This is a genomic window from Flavobacterium sp. Leaf82 (assembly GCF_001422725.1).
Classification (GTDB): domain Bacteria; phylum Bacteroidota; class Bacteroidia; order Flavobacteriales; family Flavobacteriaceae; genus Flavobacterium.
In genome coordinates, this window is the sequence record NZ_LMMA01000024.1 from 1 (window position 1) to 6,028 (window position 6,028).

3 protein-coding genes are annotated in these 6,028 nt (G+C 29.8%); all 3 read right to left on the bottom strand.

The window, feature by feature from the left end:
* Nucleotides 1-3,100 (bottom strand): non-ribosomal peptide synthetase (locus ASF10_RS14340; RefSeq protein WP_056250409.1); only part of this gene is annotated, 3,100 nt, incomplete at its 3' end.
* 103 nt (nt 3,101-3,203) lie between these two features.
* On the bottom strand, nt 3,204-4,193 hold the full coding sequence (locus ASF10_RS14345) for a TauD/TfdA family dioxygenase (RefSeq protein WP_056250411.1): 990 nt from the start codon (nt 4,191-4,193) through the stop codon (nt 3,204-3,206).
* Nucleotides 4,190-6,028 (bottom strand): condensation domain-containing protein (locus tag ASF10_RS14350; protein WP_241774957.1); only part of this gene is annotated, 1,839 nt, incomplete at its 5' end. The genes ASF10_RS14350 and ASF10_RS14345, both read right to left, overlap by 4 nt.

The window sequence follows — 6,028 nt, forward strand, 5'->3', positions numbered from 1 at the left end:
AGGAGACATTGGGAGGAGACATTGGGTAGCTTTCCATAACATCTGCTGCTCCAATAGCCACATAATGCTCTTCTTTTAATTGCAGGGAAAGGGATTCAATAGTAGGGTTTTCAAAAAATAACTTTAAGGAAATTGACTTACCTAATTCTTTAAAAATTTTATTAAAAATTTGAACAGCAATCAAACTATGTCCGCCTAAACCGAAAAAATTATCTCTGATACCAATTGGCTCAATTCCCAATAACTCTTGCCATATTTCAACTATTTTATGCTGAATTTCATTATTTGCTGCAACATATTGATTCTTCACAACATCTTCAAGTCCAACATTTGGCAAACTTTTACGGTCAATTTTACCGTTTGGCGTTAAAGGCAAATTTTCTAAGGCCACATAAAAACCCGGAACCATATAATAAGGCAGGTTTTCATTTAAAAAAGCACGTAATTTATTTTTATCAATATTTGAAGAAGAAACTAAATAAGCAACGATTATTTTATCTTGATTTTTCTCTTTTACATCAACCACTACCTGATTAATATCTGTAGAAAACTGAAGGATCTCACTCTCAATTTCACCAAGTTCAATTCTGTATCCTCTTATTTTAACCTGTTGGTCTTTTCTTTCCAAATACTCAATATTTCCATCAGCAAGCCAATATCCAATATCGCCTGTTCTGTAGATTTTTTCGTTTGCATTAAACGGGTTTACGATAAATTTCTCATCCGTAAGGGAATCATTATTTAAATAGCCTTTTGACAAACTAAGTCCGCTTAAAAAAATCTCTCCCGTTTGTCCTATATGGCAAATACCCAATAACTCATCAAGGATATAAACCTGCATATTAGCGATTGGTTTACCAATTACTACTTTAGTGTCTTTAAAAACTTCGGCAGCAACACAGCCAACAGTTGCTTCCGTTGGGCCATATTCATTAAATATTCTGACATCTTCATTAATACCCTTCAAAATATCAATCTGGTAATTAAAAAGCTTTTCTCCTCCACAAATTATTCTTTTAATCTGCGAGTTTTTTATATCCTGATCTTTCAGTAAAGAAATATGAGCCGGAGTAATTTTTAAGGTATCAATCTCCGGATTCAGCAATGATTCTTTTAAGAGTGAAGTGATTTCTTTATCAAAATTTGATATCCATAATTTTCTGCCTCTGGTTAGAGCGGTAAATAATGCCGTTACAGAAAGATCAAAAGATATGGAAGTAAAAAGTGCCCAGTTACCAAAATTCGTATCTTCAAAATAATATTTATTTGCCCATTGAATATAATTTGATAAGTTGCAATGACTAATCATACATCCTTTAGGTTTTCCGGTAGATCCGGATGTAAAAATACAGTACGCTATATCAGTTTTATCATACTTAATTTCGTGTTTATAGTCCTTATAACCTAAAATTTCATCATAAGAAGGAGTTACAATTTCACCATTAACAGCGCTTAAATCAATCGCTAAATCCGGATCGCAGACAATAACTTTACATTTAGATTCTCCTAAAATATAATTGATACGGTTTATAGGGTAATTTGCATCAATTGGAATATAATATGCCCCGGATTTTAAAATTCCTAATACACTTATAATGTACCATTCTGTGGCATTGCCAATAAAACAAACGGCATCGCCTTTACTAATATTAAATTTTTCAATTAAATAGTTTTTAAATTGATCTGATTTACTGTTTAAGTCATTATAATTAATTTTAATATTTTCATTAAGTATTGCTGTGTTATCTGGAAAAGATGCGACCTGATCATTAAACAATTCTAAAATAGAATCAACTGCTCCAAAAACATGCTGTGTATTATTTGAATGTATTATAATTGAATCCTCAAGTTCGCTAATACCAAAGCTTTCTATCTCATTGTCTGACCTATTTTTAAAATACTTTTCTATTTGAATTTTTAGAATATTTTGCTCCGCTTCTGCAAAAACCTCTTCATTATAATATAAATCAATACTTAAATGAGTTCCATAATCGATACACGATAGTTTAAGATCGAATTTGTCCTGAACTAAAAAAACATCATGAATTAAAAATGAATTATCAAATTCATTTTCTTCCTTTAAATCAATAAACTCAAACTGATATTTAAAGTAAGAACCGGTACTGTCATTTTCCCTGTCGAGTGTAAAAAAATCTGTCCAGTCAAGAACGGAATCAAATTGTTTCTGAATGTAATTTGCTACTTCTGCAACTTCTAAATGAGATGATTTTTCAAAAATAAGTGGCGTAATTGTATTTACTAAACCCAGTGTATTAGACAGTTCTTTGTATTTTCTCTGAAAAGGAATATAACCAATTGTAACTTCTGTTTCATCAAATAAAAACAGGTATTTTAAGAATTGATTTAATAAAAAATATTCTTTGCTAATTTTTGCATCATTACAAAATGATGTGATTTTTGAATAATCATCACGCTCAATTTTGCAAATTTCTGCTCTTTGAGGTTTAAATAATACAGTTTCTGCATCATTTTGAAAAGGTATATTTTTACGTTCAAGATCAAACTTATACTTTTTCCAAAATAAAACAGCTTCGGGTTCCGGCTCACTGATTAATTCATTTTGCCATGAACTAAATCCTGAATATTCAATAATATCACTGTTTTCATCTTTGTGTTTGTTTAGATTTAAACTACTAAACAAAAGTTTTGAAAATAGTATTAAACTAAACGAATCGCTCCATAATGAATATACTCTGACATAGAGAAATTTTACATTTGTTGATTCTTTAATTAAAAAAAATCTTATCGGATTATTTATTGCCGGATCGTATGAAGCAAACTTGCCTAAATCAATTTCTTCCTTATTTTTATCCTCTTCAATTTCAAACCATTCTGTTTTTCCCTTCACCGCATCTGACTGAATTGGATATTTAAATCCTTCTTTAGAAATAGTTTTATAACTTAAAATTTCATTGTCCGTAATAATATTTTCAATTACTTCTAATAAATTTTCAGCCGTAACCGGTTTTTTAAATTCAATTTTTATCTGATTATAATATTCCTTTGAATCCTTTAAGTTCCATAAATTTTTTTGATTTTCAGAAAACTCGAAACCATTCATATCGTTATTTATATTCATTACTTTTCTGCGCTTTTTAAAATTAATTGGGAAGATTGTTTACAGCATTTAATCTTGAATCAAATGCCATTATACTTCTTTAAAACAATGGTTTATACTTTTTCTATGCTATTGAAACAATGATTTTTCTTTCTCCCTTATAAGGATTTCTTCCATGTGAAAAGAGCAAATTATCCAGAAATAAAACATCTCCTTTTTCCCATTTAAATTCGATGGTTGCTTTAGTGTAGGCTGATTTTATTTCTTCTATTTCTTCTTTAGAAATTTCTGTACCGTCTCCAAAAAAAGTATTATTAGGCAATTCATCATCTGATTGAACTGATTTTAGAATTTCTTCATGCAGCATATGTTTGTTAAAAAACATTCCATGATTAAACCAGACTAATTCATTGGTTATTGGATGGTTCCAAATTGCTTTCTTTTTCCAGGATAAAACCAATTCGTTTTCTCCAACCCATTCAAAATTTATATTGCTTAATTCGCATTCTTTTTCAACTTCACTTTTATCACTGGTCTGAAAAACCTCTTGCCATGATAATCCCAAAACTCCTTTTAAACTTCTTCTGTATAAAATTCCTTTCTCTAAAAATTTATTTCTTAATTTGTCGCTTAAAAAACTCAATACAAGTCTGTTGTCTGCAATTGGGGTTTCTCCTTTATATTCTGAAGGTGTTATGCAGCAAAAAATAATTCGTTCCGGATGATTAACTGCATACGAATTTTCGCTGTGCATATTAATTGACAATTCCTCCGGATATGTAGTTGATACATATACATTTTCGATTAATTCGAATCTTGGTGATGATCGAAATTTATACTCAAGAAGTTTTTTAGGAAATAAGCGTATCAGATCCTGAAATTTTTCGACTGTGTTAATTTTAAAATCCCTGAATAATAAAGCTCCATAATTAGAAAGTTCTTTTTCGAATTTTTCATTATTATCCGTTAGCCATTTTTTTAAATCGTATCCTGAAACAATTGATTTGAATACTAAAGGAAATTTAGTGTCCTGAAAAAAAGTTTCACTAACATCTTGATTCAAATTAACTTTTTTGACTTCCTGGCTTTTTATTTTGTTGATTCTGTTTATCATGATTGTCTTTTTAAAAATTTATTCAGTTTATGTTCATTTCTCTTAGATATATCTTTATTCGTTACTTCGAGATCTTTAATGAGGATGTTTTCGTTTTCGAATATTTTCATCATTATTTTATCAAAATCTTTCATCATAATCTCAATTTCGATATCTTCAAAAACATCTGTATTAAACTGTATTATTAAGTTTAAAGCATCGAATTCTGTAAAAACAAAATTTAAATCGAACTGAGAAGTGTCATTTACAGTATTAAATGCTTCGATTTCGAACTCATCAAATGGGTCTATTTCAACATTATTATTAACTGTATTTAAATTCATCATCACATCAAATAATCCTGATCTACTCAAATCTCTTTTTAATTTTAATTTTTCGATAAGGCTGTAAAAAGGATAAATCTGATTATCAAATGATTCTAATATTGTCTTTTTATGCAGTTCTAAAAATGCCACAAACGGACTATCGGTATTAATTTTTGTCCTTAACGCCAGCACATTTGTAAACAATCCAACCAGATTTTCTAATTCAGGGTGATTTCTTCCTGAAACAGGAGTTCCAATAATAATATCATCCTGCATCGATTTTGTAAACAGCAAAATATTTAAAACTGCATTTAAGGTTATAAAAGAGGTAACATCATGTTTATTATTAAACAGTTTGAACGCTCTGTAAAAGTCTTCTGAAAACTTATATTCTAAATTTTTCCCGTTGTAAGTCTTTATTGCAGGTCTTGTTTTGACAGTTGTAATATTGATTACCGGGATTTCTCCTTTAAATTTCTCTATCCAATAGTTTTGCGCTATTTCAAATTTCTTTTCCTGCTCATTTTCTATAAGCCATAAAACATAGTCTTTGTATTGAATTTTCAATTCAGGAAGTGTTATTTCTTCTTTGTTTTTTAATTGTTTATAAAAGTCCAGAACCTCCTTCATTATTATATCAAGCGACCATCCATCAGCGATAATATGATATAGTGAAATGAAAAACACATACTCATTTTGATCCACTTTAAGAAGGTGGTTTTTGATTAACGGGAGTTTTTCCAAATCAAAATCCTCATTGGTTACTTTATCAAGTAGTTCTAAAACCTGAGAAGGTTTCTTATTTGTGAAATCATGATTATTAATTTTATAATAAACATCTTCTTTGCCAACATACTGATTAACAACACCTGAAGGATTTACTTTAAAATAAGTCCTTAGAATTTCGTGCCTCTTAATTAATAAGTTAAAGGCTTCTTCAAATATTTCAACATCTATATTACCGTGAATCTTAAACGTATTGGTTATGTCATACGCTTTTAAAACATCTCCCGTTTGATTCATTAACCAATACTGAGTTTGTGATAATGTTAAAGGGTATGAGTCTGATAATGGCGCTATTTGAATTCGTGCAAAAGTCTTTTCTTCCAGCAGCTTGTCTATTTTTTCTATTGTTGGGTTTAAAAAGAAATCTTTAAACGATATATCCCTGCCCAATTGTTGGTTAATTTTATTAATAACCTGAATAACAATTAAGCTGTGACCGCCCAGTTCAAAGAAATTATCGGTAATACCAATTCTTTCTATACCCAAAACTTCTTGCCATATTGCAGCTAATTTTTCTTCTAACTGAGTTGTTGGCGCTGCATAATTGCTTGTAATGTCCTGCTCACTAATATTGGGCAATTTTTTAAGATCAACCTTGCCATTTGATGTTAATGGCAGTTCATCGAGTGCTACATAAAAACCCGGAACCATATAATTTGGTAATCTTTCTTTTAGAAAATCCTGAATAGATTCTTTGTTAAACTCTGCGTTAGGAACTATGTAGGCAACCAAAAATTTGCTCTG

Bases quoted from the DNA above. Each gene is read 5' to 3' on its own strand.
- ASF10_RS14345 (WP_056250411.1), bottom strand. From the start codon at position 4,193: ATGATAAACAGAATCAACAAAATAAAAAGCCAGGAAGTCAAAAAAGTT.